The organism is Halomonas sp. AOP25-F1-15 (assembly GCF_052378675.1).
Classification (GTDB): Bacteria; Pseudomonadota; Gammaproteobacteria; order Pseudomonadales; family Halomonadaceae; genus Vreelandella; species Vreelandella casei.
Genome location: NZ_JBQSXV010000005.1, coordinates 180507 through 195705, shown reverse-complemented (window position 1 = coordinate 195705; position 15199 = coordinate 180507). Strand labels below are relative to the sequence as shown.

General features: G+C 48.3%; 16 protein-coding genes and 1 tRNA gene. 9 read left to right on the top strand and 8 right to left on the bottom strand.

Annotated elements, in window-relative coordinates; all coding sequences use genetic code 11:
• Positions 1-47: 47 nt before the first annotated feature.
• Together ACT3TF_RS11465 and ACT3TF_RS11460 are read left to right on the top strand one after the other, a co-directional pair.
• Entirely contained in the window at positions 48-779 is a 732-nt protein-coding gene (locus tag ACT3TF_RS11465) for a sulfite exporter TauE/SafE family protein (RefSeq protein WP_444672243.1), read from the top strand.
• Between the two features lie 112 nt (positions 780-891).
• Positions 892-1092: a hypothetical protein gene (locus ACT3TF_RS11460; protein WP_235042223.1), complete on the top strand. Its 201-nt coding sequence runs from the start codon at positions 892-894 to the stop codon at positions 1090-1092.
• A gap of 86 nt (positions 1093-1178) precedes the next feature.
• Here ACT3TF_RS11460 and ACT3TF_RS11455 read toward each other — a convergent pair whose 3' ends face one another.
• Positions 1179-2012: a DUF6694 family lipoprotein gene (locus ACT3TF_RS11455; RefSeq protein ID WP_441683742.1), complete on the bottom strand. Its 834-nt coding sequence runs from the start codon at positions 2010-2012 to the stop codon at positions 1179-1181.
• A gap of 290 nt (positions 2013-2302) precedes the next feature.
• Entirely contained in the window at positions 2303-3472 is a 1170-nt protein-coding gene (hmpA, locus tag ACT3TF_RS11450) for an NO-inducible flavohemoprotein (protein WP_444672242.1), read from the bottom strand.
• A gap of 138 nt (positions 3473-3610) precedes the next feature.
• On the opposite strand from hmpA, the gene ACT3TF_RS11445 reads away from it, so the two are divergent.
• Entirely contained in the window at positions 3611-4060 is a 450-nt protein-coding gene (locus ACT3TF_RS11445; protein WP_444625478.1) for an RrF2 family transcriptional regulator, read from the top strand.
• Between the two features lie 94 nt (positions 4061-4154).
• Here the strand turns inward: ACT3TF_RS11445 and ACT3TF_RS11440 are convergent.
• From ACT3TF_RS11440 to ACT3TF_RS11430, 3 genes are all read right to left on the bottom strand, one after another.
• Positions 4155-4231: transfer RNA gene (locus ACT3TF_RS11440), tRNA-Pro, on the bottom strand.
• A gap of 133 nt (positions 4232-4364) precedes the next feature.
• Positions 4365-5183 carry an inositol monophosphatase family protein gene (locus tag ACT3TF_RS11435; protein ID WP_444672241.1) on the bottom strand — a complete coding sequence of 273 codons (819 nt, stop codon included), beginning with the start codon at positions 5181-5183 and terminating at the stop codon, positions 4365-4367.
• Positions 5184-5348: 165 nt separating this feature from the next.
• Complete coding sequence (locus tag ACT3TF_RS11430) at positions 5349-5831, bottom strand: pilin (protein WP_444672240.1); 483 nt, start codon at positions 5829-5831, stop codon at positions 5349-5351.
• A 226-nt stretch (positions 5832-6057) separates the two neighbouring features.
• On the opposite strand from ACT3TF_RS11430, the gene pilB reads away from it, so the two are divergent.
• The 6 genes from pilB to ACT3TF_RS11400 are packed head-to-tail and all read left to right on the top strand — an operon-like array spanning position 6058 to position 11796.
• Positions 6058-7824, top strand: coding sequence for a type IV-A pilus assembly ATPase PilB (pilB, locus tag ACT3TF_RS11425; protein WP_444672239.1), 1767 nt, complete (start codon positions 6058-6060; stop codon positions 7822-7824).
• Positions 7825-7827: 3 nt separating this feature from the next.
• On the top strand, positions 7828-9060 hold the full coding sequence (locus ACT3TF_RS11420) for a type II secretion system F family protein (protein WP_444672238.1): 1233 nt from the start codon (positions 7828-7830) through the stop codon (positions 9058-9060).
• A gap of 31 nt (positions 9061-9091) precedes the next feature.
• On the top strand, positions 9092-9937 hold the full coding sequence (locus tag ACT3TF_RS11415) for a prepilin peptidase (RefSeq protein WP_441684408.1): 846 nt from the start codon (positions 9092-9094) through the stop codon (positions 9935-9937).
• Positions 9938-9989: 52 nt separating this feature from the next.
• A complete protein-coding gene (gene coaE / locus ACT3TF_RS11410; RefSeq protein ID WP_444625484.1) occupies positions 9990-10595 on the top strand; it encodes a dephospho-CoA kinase in 606 nt (201 codons plus the stop codon).
• Positions 10596-10628: 33 nt separating this feature from the next.
• Positions 10629-10862, top strand: a complete 234-nt coding sequence (yacG, locus tag ACT3TF_RS11405) for a DNA gyrase inhibitor YacG (protein ID WP_096280201.1) — start codon at positions 10629-10631, stop codon at positions 10860-10862.
• Positions 10863-10908: 46 nt separating this feature from the next.
• Positions 10909-11796 (top strand): DNA replication terminus site-binding protein, encoded by an 888-nt coding sequence (locus tag ACT3TF_RS11400; RefSeq protein WP_441684410.1) that lies wholly within the window; start codon positions 10909-10911, stop codon positions 11794-11796.
• A gap of 25 nt (positions 11797-11821) precedes the next feature.
• On the opposite strand, the gene ACT3TF_RS11395 is transcribed toward ACT3TF_RS11400, so the two are convergent.
• The 3 genes from ACT3TF_RS11395 to rpsA all read right to left on the bottom strand — a co-directional run bounded on the left by ACT3TF_RS11395 (position 11822) and on the right by rpsA (position 15136).
• Positions 11822-12172, bottom strand: a complete 351-nt coding sequence (locus ACT3TF_RS11395; RefSeq protein WP_441684411.1) for a hypothetical protein — start codon at positions 12170-12172, stop codon at positions 11822-11824.
• A gap of 608 nt (positions 12173-12780) precedes the next feature.
• Complete coding sequence (locus ACT3TF_RS11390) at positions 12781-13158, bottom strand: histone-like nucleoid-structuring protein, MvaT/MvaU family (RefSeq protein ID WP_235042213.1); 378 nt, start codon at positions 13156-13158, stop codon at positions 12781-12783.
• Between the two features lie 298 nt (positions 13159-13456).
• Positions 13457-15136, bottom strand: coding sequence for a 30S ribosomal protein S1 (gene rpsA / locus ACT3TF_RS11385; protein WP_235042212.1), 1680 nt, complete (start codon positions 15134-15136; stop codon positions 13457-13459).
• Positions 15137-15199 lie beyond the last annotated feature (63 nt).

Below are 15199 nucleotides of genomic sequence, written 5' to 3'. Positions count from 1 at the left end.
CCGCCTAGGTAAGGCGGCTGACTTTTTAGCTATCACCGGACCCGCCCATGCTAATTGCGTTTATTACGTTGTTAATTGCTGGAATCGTCAAAGGCGCGATAGGGTCAGGTGTCCCGGTTATTGTCGTACCTATTCTCACGATGCTGTACGACGTGCAGCTCGCTATCGCGATTCTGATTGCACCAAACCTGTTTAGTAACGCCTTACAGATATGGCAGTACCGTCATGATTTATTGCCACTTCGCTTTTTAGCCGTTTTTTCTATCGCTGGCGGCCTGGGCATTCTATTGGGAACCTGGGGGCTCGTAATATTATCGCCCGACATGCTGTCACTCGGGGTGGCTTGTGCGATTGTCATGTATCTGGTCATTAAATTGACCAGACGCCACTTCACGCTCTCTTTTGAAACAGCTAAACGCGTGGTTATTCCTGCAGGGCTAATGGCAGGCATTCTTCAAGGAGCAGCAGGCATGTCGGCACCGGCTTCGGTGACTTTTCTTAATGCGATGCAGCTTGAACGACGCGTGTTTATTGGCTCAATATCGGTTTTCTTTGTCGCGATTACCAGCGTGCAACTGCCGGCACTCATTGCCACTGGCATTCTCACATGGGAACGTTTCATGCTCAGCATGATCGCCTTGATGGTGCTGCTAATCACTATGCCGTTTGGCGCCAGCTTAGGTAAACGTCTGCCTCACCGTTGGTTTGACAACCTTATCATGCTGCTTCTTGCCGCCATCGCATGCAAAATTTTTGTAGATACCTTGGTCATCCGATAGTGCCAACGCGGGGCGTTCAGGCATGCAGGGGAACCAATTTATAAAAATCAGCCCTAACGTAATGACTTAAAGAGCGTACGACTCACTCATTCACTGCTGAAAGGAATTCACGATGCCGATGATTGATCAACTTAATAGTGGCAAAACGAAAGACTTCGCAAAACATTGCTATGAAAGCAGCTCTACCGACAAACTTCGTAATGCTGTTGAAGGGCAGGCAGACCAAGCAGAAATGGCCCATTGGGGTCTTAGCGAAGGTGAATGGAAAGAGGCAATGGCCGCAGCTTTAGCGGATCAAATGGAAGGAAAGTAACGGCGGCATGTAGGCTCTAACCAATCAAAAAAAGCGCTACCGGGCAACCGATAGCGCTTTTAACGTTTTGGCATTTTTTTCAGTCGCTACTTTGCTGAGGATGCCATGGCATCTCCATATTGATCGCGCAAACGCTCTAGTCTGTCTATTTCACTATCCGTCAAATCGGATGAATCCCACAGTGCCTGATCGTCTTGGCCGCGCACGCCTTCCACGCTAATCGTTAGCGTCGCGCTTTCAGGAATCTCCACGTTTCCCCATGGCCCAAACCGGTTGGGCGCAAGACTCAGCGACTGGGTCTCCCCCGCCTCAATGCCACCGGCAATGATGTAATAGAAGGTTTCATCAACCCAGGGCGTTTCCCGGCCAGGACTCATCACCACCCCCCTCAGGAAAAGCTGCGATAAGGCCTGGCCGGTATCATTGGTCATTTTAAGCTCAATAACAGGTTCGGGAGCGCCATAAGGACTCTCGCTGATATAAAATCGAGCTTCATCAATGCTAAAACGCGCTAGCTGCTCTTTATCGCTTGCTGCTTTCGCCTGCTTTTCTTGAAGGCGGGACAATGTTCGAATGGCTTGCTCGCGCTCTCTTGAGCGCCGTTCTCGCAGTATCTCATCAGCACGCTTAATGACTTCGTCTCCCGTCAGCCCATGCATTTGAGCATTAGCCAACTCGGCAATCTCAGCGGCATTCATACGCTGCGGATTAAGAATATCGATGCCACCAAAGGTCGCGGTAGCAATGATGATCAGCGCTTTATCAAAATCGTTTCGTTTATAAACAGGCAGTGATTCACGCACGTTTTCGACAGAAACGACTGACGCAGGCATGGAGCTAGTATCAATTTTTGGATCTGAGCAACCAGCTATCATCAACAACGATAGTGATATGGCAGACAGCCTGACAAGGCTCCACATACAATCACCTCAAAACATCAGATAAAATTGCTGAGGAGCTTAACGGAAAGCGCTACTCACCACTACCCCTTGGTTTTTTTAGTGAACCGTTTGCATACTTTAAACAATATAATGTCTCTTCGACACAAGCCATCCTCCATGGGTTTGCCAGTCCTTCTTCAGTGCGGCATTTCGTGGACATTTATTGGGACGTGCTGACAAAGGGCAGCGGCAATATGGCCACTGCAAGCATCACTTCTTATCTAGAAAGGGCTTAATTTGACTAACCTCAGCGGCATAACATTTGTTACTTAAGCCGCATTTAACGCTTCAGCCGGTCCAAAGTGTTCAAAGTGGCGCATTGATGCCGGCACACCTAGCCGCTCTAACTCTTGATTTACCAGCGCCATAAAGGCATGCGGCCCAACGAAATAGCAGCGAGCCTGTGGTGACAAATAGTTAGCTAGCAGCGCGTTGTTGATTCGACCTTGATGATCACCGCCCGCCTGGTTTTCGTAAATAATGACCGTATTTAGCTGCTCAGGGTAGGACGTGCGCAGCTCAACCAGAGCATCGGCAAACGCGTGATGTTCAATATCTAATGCGGCATGTAGGTAGGTGACGTTTCTTCCTTGCTTAAGCGCCTGTTTAACCATTGGCAGCAAGGGCGTTTGACCAACGCCGCCGCTAATCAAAAGCAGCGGCTCGTTCTCACCGGCCAAGATCAACTCACCGGCGGGAGGCAGCAGCTCAATAATGTCACCGACGCTCAGCTGATCGTGAAAGTGTCGACTAGCAACACCATAATCTTCGCGCTTTATGGAAAGCCGATAAGAGTGGCCATTGGGTACATCTGAGAGGCTGTAGTGCCGATAAACCGGCTCCCCGTCGATAGACAGCTTCACACCAATATACTGCCCAGGTAGATGGGCGGCGACTTCCTGACCGTCTTCAGGTTCTAGAATAAACGAACGAATAACGCTGCTTTCCTGCTTGGTTTGCGCAATACGAAAACGACGCGTGCCACGCCAGCCACCGGGCTGTTGCTCAAAGCTGTTATAGCGCTGTTTTTCCATGTCTATCAAGATACTCGCCAGCTCCTGATACAACCCACTCCATGCATCGGCTATTTCGGGCGTAATGGCATCTCCGAGTACTTCTCCAATGGCCGCCATTAAACACTCACCGACAATTGGATACTGACCCGGTTGAATATCCAAGGCTACATGTTTATTGACCACTATCTCTAACGTTTCACGCGCTTTCTGCGGCGACTGGCGCAGTTGAACATAGGCCAAGATCATGCCTGCTAGCGCGCGCGGCTGGCCGCCATTTTTTTGATGCGTCGAGTTAAATAATGGTTTTACCTGAGGGTAGCGTTCAAACATAAGCGGATAAAAGCGCTGAGCAATGGCGTTCAGATGCTCAGCCACTACAGGAGCAGTCATTTGAATAATGCCTTCTTGCGCAGGAGTCAACATAAGCACCTCATAAGATATATTTTAAATACATCTTTAAGGTACCAAGTTTTCCTCAAGGCGTAAACATATCGTGAATATCGTTTCAGCATGCCTTGGCACGCCGTACAATGAGCCCTTTCTTGCGCTGATGGCTTGTATATGCACCTAACTCGCTATACCGATTACTCAATTCGCGTACTGCTATATCTCGCGGTTAAGGGAGAAGAACGGTCGACGATCAAAGAAATTGCTGAGGCATTTTCCATCTCAAGCAATCATCTAATGAAAATCGTCCAGGAGCTCAATCAAAAAGGGTATCTCACCGCAATACGCGGTAAAAATGGCGGGTTGCTGCTTTGCCGACAGCCAGAAACAATTTCTTTAGGGGCGTTGATTCGTGACACTGAGAGCGAGATGGCGTTGGTCGAGTGTTTTCGTGACGATAACAGCTGTGTGATAACGCCCTCATGCCGATTGAGGCCCATATTGGCGGATGCGCTATCGGCATTTCTTAGCGTATTAGATCAATATACCCTTGCCGACTTATTGCAAGACCGCTCTCAGCTTGCAACGTTGATGCGGATTCCTGTATTCACCATTAATGAATAGCTAATGGCTGGTCTAATGCACTCGCTCCGGACCATACGAAACACACAAAAAAACGCCGCTCGGTTTTAACCTAAGCGGCGTTTTTCAAAATATTTGGTCGGAGCGACAGGATTCGAACCTGCGACCTTTGCAACCCCATTGCAACGCGCTACCAAGCTGCGCCACGCTCCGCTGTCTTTATTGGACTTTACATCTTTGCCTCAAGACGGTGCGTATACTAGCCGGTTCGTGAACAAATGAAAAGCCCTTATAGCGTTTCTTTTCAAGTATTTGTCACACCCCACTGTTACCTTTCATACCCTCTTCACTCGCGTTGATCAGCTTCAAGCAGAAGATACGCCATGGCGTCATACACGCCAGGCGCGGCCACGAGCAAATGCTCTGAGTAGAGATCAGCTGGCACCGCTGACGGCACTTCGTATAAGTGCCCTACTCGTGCGCCCGCTTCTCGTGCTATTACCCATCCTGCAACAAAATCCCAGGGCGAAACACTTTCGTAATAGGCATCTAAGCGTCCACAGGCAACATCGCATAAATCTAGCGCGGCCGCACCATTGCGACGAAGATCTTGGCAGTGCATTAGCACTGCTTCTAAACGCTTTAGCAGCTGTTTACGCGACTCATGACGATAAGGAAAGCCTGTACCGACCAAGGTATGCATCAGCGAGTCTGCATTGCTCGGCTGAATGGGTTGACCATTGCAAAAAGCGCCTCCACCTTCTACAGCACTAAAGGTTTCGCCTAAAAATGGCGCATGAACAACGCCCACTTTGGCAATACCCTCTTCCATCCACCCTATTGAGACTGCTACGTGACGCAATCCCTGGGCAAAATTGACCGTGCCATCGATGGGATCTACGACCCAAAGATGTGATGCTTCCACATGCACAGCGCTTTCTGGGGCGAGTTCTTCACTCATTCGTGCTTCGCTTGGAAAGTGCTCTTCTAACCGCTTACTAATAAGTTGATCAACGGCAACATCAACATCCGTTACCAGTTCATTGTCTTTTTTCATCCGCCGTGAAAAACCTTGTTGCTCACGAGCGCGAACAATCATCTGGCCGGCTTCTTCAGCAATGGAAATGGCGATTTTGAGCCGCGACGATAGCGTGTGGTCAGTCATTGAATCTCCTATTTAGGATGACTAATGGATATAACTACACACCATAAGCTGACAAGGGATAATTTTCGAGTCGCATCAGCTTTTAATGAATATATTTAGCGCGGACTAGCCCCTCTTATCTGAGCGTAACGTTATACCCATCGTGTTAACCCTTAATTCAAGAATTCAACGACATTCAGAAGGCAAAAATTTAGGATCGATCTCGTTGTCACCACCCACTCTGCACTCCCAATTAATACCCTCACCACCTTCCCCATTAGGATCAAAAACTAGCGTGCCACCTGCTAAGTCACTAACAACCGAATTATCTTGCATTGTGATTACTGTTACGCCCGGCTCTTCTGGTGAAACATCAATACGCGCAACATATCTGCCCGAGAGCTGGTCTGGCGCAGAGAGCCCTGCTTGCTCATTATCATCAGGAAATTCACCGTGCGTTATACGGTACTCAGAAAGAGCTGCTTTGACAGGCGACATTAAACTCAAGGCCTCACCCACCTGCGCACGCCCTACATAGTTCTGATACTGGGGCACCGCGAAGGACGCCAAAACCCCAATAATAGCCACAACGATCATCAGTTCGATCAGCGTGAAGCCGCGCTGATTACTGCATCGGATTACCCGCATTTCTCTTAATGATAATGGCACAGTTAAGCTCCTGATATTTTTTAATAAAATTAAATATACAACTAATTATAATGAGCTATAAAAATTAAAAATAGCTCATTTTATTTAATATTACAAGCTAGAAACAACTGATAATTAATTTAAAACCACTCTATTATTATCATCAAAAATCGCGCTAAGCTGGCAGATTAAGCTGCCCAAGAAAGATACAAGCATCCGTTTACGCCTATCTAACATAGGTTTTCAGATGAGTCAGTCATATATTAAGCCTACGGTAAGCCATTCTATGCCTAACGCTGACGCTTTTAATACTAAACGCCGCCTTGTCCATCATGGGCTATTGACGGAGTCACAAGCAGACGCGATGGAAATAGAGGCAAACAATCTAAAAATATCTTATTTTCAGCATGTTATTGATAGCGGACTGGTTGACAATGCCGAAGCAGCGGTAATAGCGGGCTATGAGCATAGGCTTCCCATCATCAATCTTGATGACGTTAATATTAATAGCTTACCACCAGCATCTGAATGCCCAGCTAAGCTACTGCAGCGCCTTCAAGCTTTTCCATTGTCGCGCCATGGCCAGCATTTAATCGTGGCGGTCGCTTATCCATCGACATTGACAACGCTGGATGAACTGCAAATAGCCACGGGACTTAATATTGAATGCATACTCGCACCTGCAGATCAAATCTCTGCATCTCTTAATCGCTATCTTTGTTTAGATGAGCATGAAGATGACACGCTAAATGAACTGGATACTATTGATGCAGCTATTAACGACTTAAACACTGTGGCTAGGCAGCACATGGATCACGAAAGGCCCCTAGAAAAGTCCTTTCAGGACAGTGATGATGCGCCCGTTGTAAGATTTGTTAATAACATCGTGTCGGATGCGGTTCGTCGTGGCGCGTCCGACATTCATTTTGAGCCCTATGAAACACTTTATCGCGTACGCTTTCGCATAGACGGACTGCTCGTTGAAGTTGCACAGCCTCCGCTAGCATTGTGCAAAAGGATTGCTGCTCGTTTAAAAGTCATGGCGCGCTTAGACATCTCAGAACGACGGCTGCCGCAGGATGGCTCACTAAAAATCAATATGTCGCGCACGCGAGCTCTCGACTTCAGGATTAATTCGCTGCCCACGGTCTATGGTGAAAAGATAGTGCTTCGAATTCTAGATCCCAACACCGCCCAGCTAAGCATCGAACAGCTAGGCTTTGCCGATGAACAGCGTGACCACTATCAGCAAGCGTTAAGCCAGCCTCAAGGCATGATCCTAGTAACAGGGCCTACCGGTAGTGGTAAAACCGTTTCGCTCTATACCGGTATTAATATTCTCAATAAAGTTGAGCGCAATATTTGTACTGCAGAAGACCCTGTTGAAATCAAGGTGCCCGGTATCAACCAGGTAAGCGTGCTACCAAAAATAGGCCTTGATTTTGCAAGCTCCCTACGGGCATTTTTGCGCCAAGATCCGGACGTAATCATGGTCGGTGAAATTCGAGATCTTGAAACAGCTGATATTGCTGTCAAAGCAGCGCAGACAGGCCACTTGGTGCTATCGACGGTGCACACTAACTCAGCTGCTGAAACGCTCACACGGCTTGCTCAAATGGGTATTTCATCATTTAACATCGCTAGCGCGGTTACGCTCATCATTGCACAACGCTTGGCGCGCAAGCTTTGCCCACATTGCAAAGAGCCTGCGGAAATTCCTCATGAGATATTACGTAAACAAGGCTTCTGTGATGACGAAATTCTTCACTCGCCTATCTACAAAGCTGCCAGCTGCAGCCACTGCACGCAAGGTTATAAAGGTCGTATCGGCCTTTATGAAGTGGTGCCTATCACCGATGCCATTCGCCAGCTAATACTGCGTGATGCTAACGCGCTGGATATCGATCAACAGGCCCGTCGAGAAGGCTTTCTCAGCCTTCATCGCAACGGCTTATTAAAAGTAATGCAGGGTGTTACTAGCCTTGAAGAGATCCACCGAGTGAGCAAGGAGTAAGGCATGGCCAACACGACACGCCTGCGCCCAACTCGTGCCACTAAGCTTTCGCGCTGGAAATGGATCGGCAAAGGGCCTCAAGACAGGTCATTAAGTGGTGAAATGATAGGAAGCAATAAGGCTGAAATAGCCGCAGCATTGCGCAAGCAAGATATCGTTATCAGGCGCATCAGCAAGAAAAGCAACGTAGTCGGCAGTAGCCGCATTAACGCTAGTGACATCACGCTATTTGCCCGCCAGATGGCAACAATGATTCGAGCGGGCATTCCCTTACTGCAAGCGCTTCAAGTGGTCACTGAAAGCTTGAAGAAACCTGCCATGGTGGCCGTCATGCAACGGCTGATGAGTGATATTTCGTCAGGCTCTAGCTTTTCTGACGCCTTAGCCCATCATCCAAAATACTTTGATCGGCTGTTTGTTAACTTAATAAATGCAGGTGAACAATCTGGTGCGCTGGATCAAATGCTCGATCGTGTTGCCACCTACAAGGAAAAAGTGGCGTCGTTGAAAGCGCGTGTTAAAAAAGCGCTGTGGTATCCCTGCACCGTTTTGGCGATTGGCACTGCAGTGACCATGCTGCTGTTAATCAAAGTTGTGCCCGAGTTCGAGGCTATGTTTCATAATTTTGGCGCGGAGCTACCGGCACTAACGCAGATGACAGTGAATTTGTCCGAGCTTGCTCAGCGCTACTGGCTCGCAGTGCTGGCCGTGATGGGTATCGCTGTGCTGCTACTCAAAATAAGTATTCAGCGTTCCCCAAGAGCTGCCTACCGCATGCATACAGTGCTGCTTCACTTACCCGTGATAGGCGATATTGCACACAAATCCGCCCTGGCGCGCTTTTCACGCACTTTAGCAACGACGTTCGCTTCTGGCATCCCCCTGGTCGAGGGTCTAGATATAAGCGCCGGAGCCACAGGCAATAAGGTGTATGAGCGTGCGGTGCTACAAACACGTCGGGATGTCGCCACCGGGCATCCGTTACATTTTTCTATGCGTATGACAAACTGCTTTCCACCTATTGCTATTCAAATGATAGGGGTCGGGGAAGAGGCTGGCTCATTAGACGCCATGCTTAATCGTATCGCCGATTATTATGAGGAAGACGTCGATAATAAAGTCGATGCGCTAACGTCGCTCATGGAACCCATTATCATTGTTATATTAGGTGCTGTGGTAGGTGGCGTTGTGGTCTCGATGTATTTACCTATCTTCGAGTTAGGTTCTGCTCTCTAAGTTCTATCATTTCAAAATGCTAAGGAGCGATATGTACCACCCTTCGCTTATCGTATGGCTACTGACTTTAATGGTTGGGCTGTGCCTGGGTAGTTTTCTCAACATCGTGATTACACGCCTGCCTGTGATGTTAATGCATCATTGGCGCAGCGAGGCTCGCGCAGCTCTTGAACTAGATGAAGAACAATCAACGCGCTTTAACTTAGCAACACCTGGCTCTATGTGTCCACGCTGCGAAACCCCTATTGCTTGGCACGACAATCTGCCTGTTATCGGCTGGGTAAAGCGTCGTGGGCGCTGCGCAGAGTGTAAAATCGGCATTAGCTTACAATATCCCCTAGTGGAAATAGCCGGCGGCCTACTAGCCCTAGCGGTGTTATCGCTTCACGGACTAAACGCACAATCAGCGTTTATTTATGCCGCCTGCCTGATGCTGCTGGCGCTCGCCGTGATCGACTTTCGCACTCAGCTGCTACCCGACGTAATCACCATCCCCTTGCTATGGGCAGGGTTGCTGTTCCAGCTTATCTTCCAACCGTTTATGCTATCGGATGCCGTCATTGGCGCAATGGCAGGTTACTTAATCCTGTGGAGTTTTTATTGGCTATTCAAACTGCTCACTGGTAAAGAAGGTATGGGCTTTGGCGACTTCAAGCTACTCGCAGCACTTGGCGCTTGGCTGGGATGGAGCTTTTTACCACTGTTGCTAATCCTTTCCGCAGGGCTTGGAGCTATGGTAGGGCTCATCGCACAAGCCTGTTTGCCACATTTGCGTGGGAAGCCACTACCCTTCGGCCCATTCCTAGCGCTCGCGGGCTGGGTAGCATTATTAGTCGGTGATGAGCTTATGTCGCTATATGTCAGTATGATTATTTAACACTTAGCCATTTAAAACTTAGCCATTTGACACTTCACTATATGAGGCGCTAATGATTATCGGATTAACCGGGGGGATTGGATCAGGTAAGTCTACCGTTGCTCGTGCCTTTGAAACGTTTGGCGCCGCCTGGATTGATGCCGACGATGTTGCTAGAGACGTAGTTGCCGCCGGGGAGCCCGCGCTGATCGCGATTAAAAATCGCTTTGGTGCTCATATCATTTGCCAAGATGATGGCACGCTCAATCGCGCCGTTTTACGTGACATTGTATTTAAAGATCCAGAACAACGGCTGTGGCTAGAATCAGTCACGCACCCCAAAATACGCGAGCGTATTCTAGAGCACTTGAAGCGGCTTAAATCCCAGGGCGCGCCGTATGTTCTGCTAGTGTCGCCGCTACTGTTTGAATCGGGTCAAAGCGAGCTGGTCAGCCGCTGCATCGTTGTTGATGTGCCCCAAGCGCTGCAACTATCCAGGACGCTAATGCGAGATGGGGTGAGTGAAAGCCAGGTGCGTGCTATTCTCGCGGCCCAACTTACACGCGACCAACGGCTAGCAAAGGCAGATGATGTGATTGATAACAGTGGTGACCACGCGAGCATGAGAAAGCAAGTGGCACGACTTGATGCATCCTACCGGCAGCTACTTAACTGCTGATCCATCGCATTTGTTACCGCAAACGGAGTTTTTATGGCTAGCCCTGCAAATGATTCCCCACTCGAGGTTAACTGCCCACAGTGCGCCAAGCCCGTTCAGTGGCTACCAGAAAGTACGTATCGCCCTTTCTGCAGCAAACGCTGTCAGCTGTTAGATTTAGGCGCCTGGGCCGACGAATCACACCGTATATCAGGTGAATCGGCGATGGATGAAGCTGATATCGAAACACTGTTAGCGCAAGCGGATAAAGATGCGCCCCTTTCTTAGACAAAAACGTCAATCAAAGCGGCCTTAGCGAGCCACGTAACTAACCATGACTACCAATAAACCAGGATCAGCGTCACCCGCCGCCTATCAACTGCTGCTCAAACTAGAGCAGCAGTTTGACTATTTACTCGCCACCATAGATACCGCTGCCTCGCTATACGAGCAACAATCACCGGCGACTTGGGTCTTTCATCAAACGACGCCTTCGCATCACTGGCTGCGGGAAGCACTGTTCGATATGTGGCATGGGCAGGATCAAGATGGTCGTGAAACACGCAATTACATTTCTATAGTGGCAGCGAACGATGAGCTGCTTGCCGCGATAGGCGCTATCAATCAAGCTAAAAAAATATTTAGCGAACTGCTACAGCGCACGAAAGAAGCTCACCCACAGTCTCTCAGCGATGCTAAAAACCGCCTACCTAAGCGCCACCCGCATGTTGATGCGGTGCTTCAACGCAACGGGCTAGCACGCTTGCATCTTAAGCAAAGTTGGCGGCAGCTACCTATCGCACAGGCACCTGTTTCACGCGTTCGTTTTGCGTGGTATAGCAGCGGCCGTTCCATTAAGCGACTAACGGTACAAGAAGCAGAACATAAGCTATTACAGCTAGATACCGATGCCTCTCATATCCGCATCCAATTGCGTCAACTAGCGGGCATCCCAAGCAGTGAGATCCTTGCTCAGGTACAAACACAGGCACCGCTGATGCGTGCAAACTTATTTTTTACCGAACCGCTTGCAGACGGACATTCAAGACAAGCATTAAATGCCGCTATGCCCATATTTGTACCCGATAACAATCAGCGGCTGCCACACATTAATCTACCTGCGCTACACCCCCCCACAACCCGTACTCGCGCTCGACGTCGTGATGAGAAAATAGAACAGGAAATATTTCTACCGAGCATACGCGTTTATCGCTACAGGTAGCGCAGGGTAACTCCCCACGCCTTACTTAAGACTGCTCACCGCTAGGCACCGTGTCTCGTTGCCATAATCCATGGGAAAGTAGCGTCTCAGACAGTTCTGCTAAATCATAATGCGTAAAATCATATTCGCTTAACAATGCTTCAAAGCGCTGCTGAAAAATACGCCCCTGCTCATGCTGTTGCTCTTCCTGCTTCGCGTCCAAATCATCTTGTTCAAGCGTTGCAAGCGATCGTACCGGTGGCCCTGTAGGAATATCGAAATCACTATCGGGGTCATCTAACTGGCGCAATGCTTGCGCAAAAGCATCGTCTAACTCACGAAATTTACGCAGCTTATCGCGCTCATCTAACTGCTTTTGAACCTTTTGATATTTCATCGATGTTTCATTTACACCTTGCTTGAAATGATTGATATGACTACCAACGCAGCATTTTCTTTAAAGCAGATATCAAACACGTGAAACGATTAGGCAATATTTAATTACCATCTACTTGCCTGGATGACGATATGATCGCCATATTTTCCAAAGCGATAAGAACGACCACTAGCAAAGTACTTTACAGAAAAGATAAATACAGCTATCGCATACCGCCATATTGCTGCCATTTACCTCATTAATATAGCGTAAATGAGTTACGCCGTAGGGACAAAGACCATGCTTATTTTGCATAGTTCAAGCGGTGTCAAAAACAGTTCAGACCCAGTCACTACTCACAACGGCTGTATGCCTTACCGCGCCATAGATCACTCGTCGCACACAGTAACAAAGCCTTCGCCCCCTCCCCCAAAAAAGCCTTCACGGGAGAACATTCTACATAGAGACTGACAAACAGCTATTGAGGCACAGCTGGCACTGAGCTATACATGCTGGATGCAAACAGTTAACGCGCGATTAGAATAACTCTTACGAGGTTGAAGCATAAACATGTATGTTGCCAATAAAAAACCGGCATTTCTATAAAGAAATGCCGGTGACTAAATAGCTTAGTCTTCCATGCGTACCAGCCAAGATTCAACGGCTTCATCGCCATGCTCATCTTTCCAGCTACGCAGGCCTTTGTGATTGCCGCCACGCGTTTCGATTACTTCGCCCGTCTTAGGATTTTTATAAATTTTAAGACGACGCTTACGACGCGCATTGCCACTTGCGGTGACTTTAGCACCACCACGTTGCTCAGCAGCAGGATCTAACAATGCAATAACGTCACTCGGGCGCTTTCCAAATTCTGTCATCAGAGCTTCAAGTTTAGCTTTGAACTCTAATTCGCTTTTTAGCCGCTGATCGCCCTCTAGACGCTGAAGGTCTTCCTGCAGCTGTTTTAGCTGTTGTTCTTTTTGAATATATTCGTTAAGTAATGACATCGGGGTTCCTTTAGTATCATATCCAACTGAACAGGGTCCAACTGGCTTAGGTGCAGACTTTACAACACTGGCACCCACTAGTTCAGAATGCTAGGACATTATTCCTGTAAAATAGCTAACTGACAACAGTCTAGTTGATTTTTACTCAATTACTATTCGTTTTTAAAACTTATAGCATTTTAATCAGCTTGAACCCTAACCAGTTTCAATCAATATGAAAGCCCGACAATTCATATATTACAAACAAAAGCGCCGCCCATAAGGGCGGCGCTTTTACAAACCAATAACTAATATACTATTAGTCTTGGCCCATTTGCTGCTTGATTAGATCACCGATAGTGGTCGGACCACCTGCAGTTTCCGGCTCTTGATCACGCAGTTTTTTAAGGTTCTGACGCGTATCGTCTTGGTCCTTCGCTTTAACCGACAGATTAATCTGACGGCTCTTACGATCAACGCTAACAATACGTGCTTCGACGCTGTCACCTTCATTCAATACATTACGCGCATCTTCAACGCGATCAGCACTGATTTCAGAAGCCTTCAGCACAGCAATAACGTCAGTCGCCAGCTCAACCTGAGCTTCTTTAGCATCAACTTCAATGACGCGACCGGTTACGATGCTGCCCTTATCGTTAACTGACAGATACTCAGCAACGGGGTCTGAATCCATCTGCTTGATACCCAGCGAGATACGCTCACGCTCTGGATCAATAGACAAAATAACGGCTTCAGCTTCGTCGCCTTTCTTAAAGCTGCGTACGGCTTCTTCGCCAGTATCAGTCCAAGAAATATCAGACAGGTGAACTAGACCGTCGATACCACCTTCAAGGCCGATGAAGATACCGAAGTCAGTGATTGACTTGATGGTACCTGAAACACGGTCGCCCTTGTTGTAATCAGTGTTGAAAGTTTCCCACGGGTTAGCAGTACACTGCTTGATACCCAGAGAAATACGACGACGCTCTTCGTCGATATCCAACACCATGACGTCAACATCATCGCCCACTTGAACGACTTTAGACGGATGGATGTTTTTGTTAGTCCAGTCCATTTCAGAAACGTGAACTAAACCTTCAACGCCTTCTTCCAGCTCAGCAAAGCAGCCGTAGTCAGTCAGATTAGTGACGACCGCGTGCACTTTCATGCTTTCCGGATAACGCTCTTTGATATTGACCCACGGATCTTCGCCCAACTGCTTCAGACCCAGTGAAACGCGATTACGCTCACGGTCAAACTTCAGAACTTTGACGTTAATCTCGTCACCAACAGCAACGATCTCAGACGGGTGCTTAATACGCTTCCACGCCATGTCAGTAATGTGCAGCAGGCCGTCAACACCACCTAGGTCTACGAAAGCGCCGTAGTCTGTCAGGTTTTTAACGATACCTTTAATCTGCTGACCTTCTTGCAGAGTGGCCAGAAGCGCTTCGCGCTCAGCACTGTTCTCTGCTTCCAGAACCGCACGACGAGATACAACAACGTTGTTACGTTTCGGATCGAGCTTGATGACTTTAAAGTCTAGCTCTTTATTTTCCAGGTGCGCAGTATCGCGAACTGGACGAACGTCAACCAACGAACCCGGCAAGAAGGCACGGATAGAGTCAACTTCGACCGTAAAGCCGCCTTTAACCTTACCGTTAATAACGCCCTTGATGATTTCGTCTTTCTCGAAGGCTGCTTCCAGAATCTTCCAAGCTTCTGCACGCTTGGCTTTTTCACGGGACAGACGCGTTTCACCGAAACCATCTTCAACGGCTTCAAGTGCAACATGTACGTCGTCACCGATAGCGATGTTCAGATTACCGTGTTCATCGCGGAACTGTGATGCAGGGATCTGACCTTCAGATTTCAGACCAGCGTTGACAGTAACCCAGTCACCGTCAATGTCGACAACTTGAGCGGCGACAATAGCGCCTGGCTCCATGTTGATGTCGTTAAGAGACTGTTCAAACAGCTCAGCAAAGCTTTCGCTCATGGTGTTCCTACGTAATTACGTTGTTGAGGCATAAATGCCTTCTCCGCACCACCAGCAAGTGCG

Excerpts from the sequence above, each read along its gene's own strand:
- ACT3TF_RS11465 (WP_444672243.1), top strand. The coding sequence starts at position 48 with ATGCTAATTGCGTTTATTACGTTGTTAATTGCTGGAATCGTCAAAGGC.
- ACT3TF_RS11460 (WP_235042223.1), top strand. The coding sequence starts at position 892 with ATGCCGATGATTGATCAACTTAATAGTGGCAAAACGAAAGACTTCGCA.
- ACT3TF_RS11455 (WP_441683742.1), bottom strand. The coding sequence starts at position 2,012 with ATGTGGAGCCTTGTCAGGCTGTCTGCCATATCACTATCGTTGTTGATG.
- hmpA (WP_444672242.1), bottom strand. The coding sequence starts at position 3,472 with ATGTTGACTCCTGCGCAAGAAGGCATTATTCAAATGACTGCTCCTGTA.
- ACT3TF_RS11445 (WP_444625478.1), top strand. The coding sequence starts at position 3,611 with ATGCACCTAACTCGCTATACCGATTACTCAATTCGCGTACTGCTATAT.
- ACT3TF_RS11435 (WP_444672241.1), bottom strand. The coding sequence starts at position 5,183 with ATGACTGACCACACGCTATCGTCGCGGCTCAAAATCGCCATTTCCATT.
- pilB (WP_444672239.1), top strand. The coding sequence starts at position 6,058 with ATGAGTCAGTCATATATTAAGCCTACGGTAAGCCATTCTATGCCTAAC.
- ACT3TF_RS11420 (WP_444672238.1), top strand. The coding sequence starts at position 7,828 with ATGGCCAACACGACACGCCTGCGCCCAACTCGTGCCACTAAGCTTTCG.
- ACT3TF_RS11415 (WP_441684408.1), top strand. The coding sequence starts at position 9,092 with ATGTACCACCCTTCGCTTATCGTATGGCTACTGACTTTAATGGTTGGG.
- coaE (WP_444625484.1), top strand. The coding sequence starts at position 9,990 with ATGATTATCGGATTAACCGGGGGGATTGGATCAGGTAAGTCTACCGTT.
- yacG (WP_096280201.1), top strand. The coding sequence starts at position 10,629 with ATGGCTAGCCCTGCAAATGATTCCCCACTCGAGGTTAACTGCCCACAG.
- ACT3TF_RS11400 (WP_441684410.1), top strand. The coding sequence starts at position 10,909 with ATGACTACCAATAAACCAGGATCAGCGTCACCCGCCGCCTATCAACTG.
- ACT3TF_RS11395 (WP_441684411.1), bottom strand. The coding sequence starts at position 12,172 with ATGAAATATCAAAAGGTTCAAAAGCAGTTAGATGAGCGCGATAAGCTG.
- ACT3TF_RS11390 (WP_235042213.1), bottom strand. The coding sequence starts at position 13,158 with ATGTCATTACTTAACGAATATATTCAAAAAGAACAACAGCTAAAACAG.
- rpsA (WP_235042212.1), bottom strand. The coding sequence starts at position 15,136 with ATGAGCGAAAGCTTTGCTGAGCTGTTTGAACAGTCTCTTAACGACATC.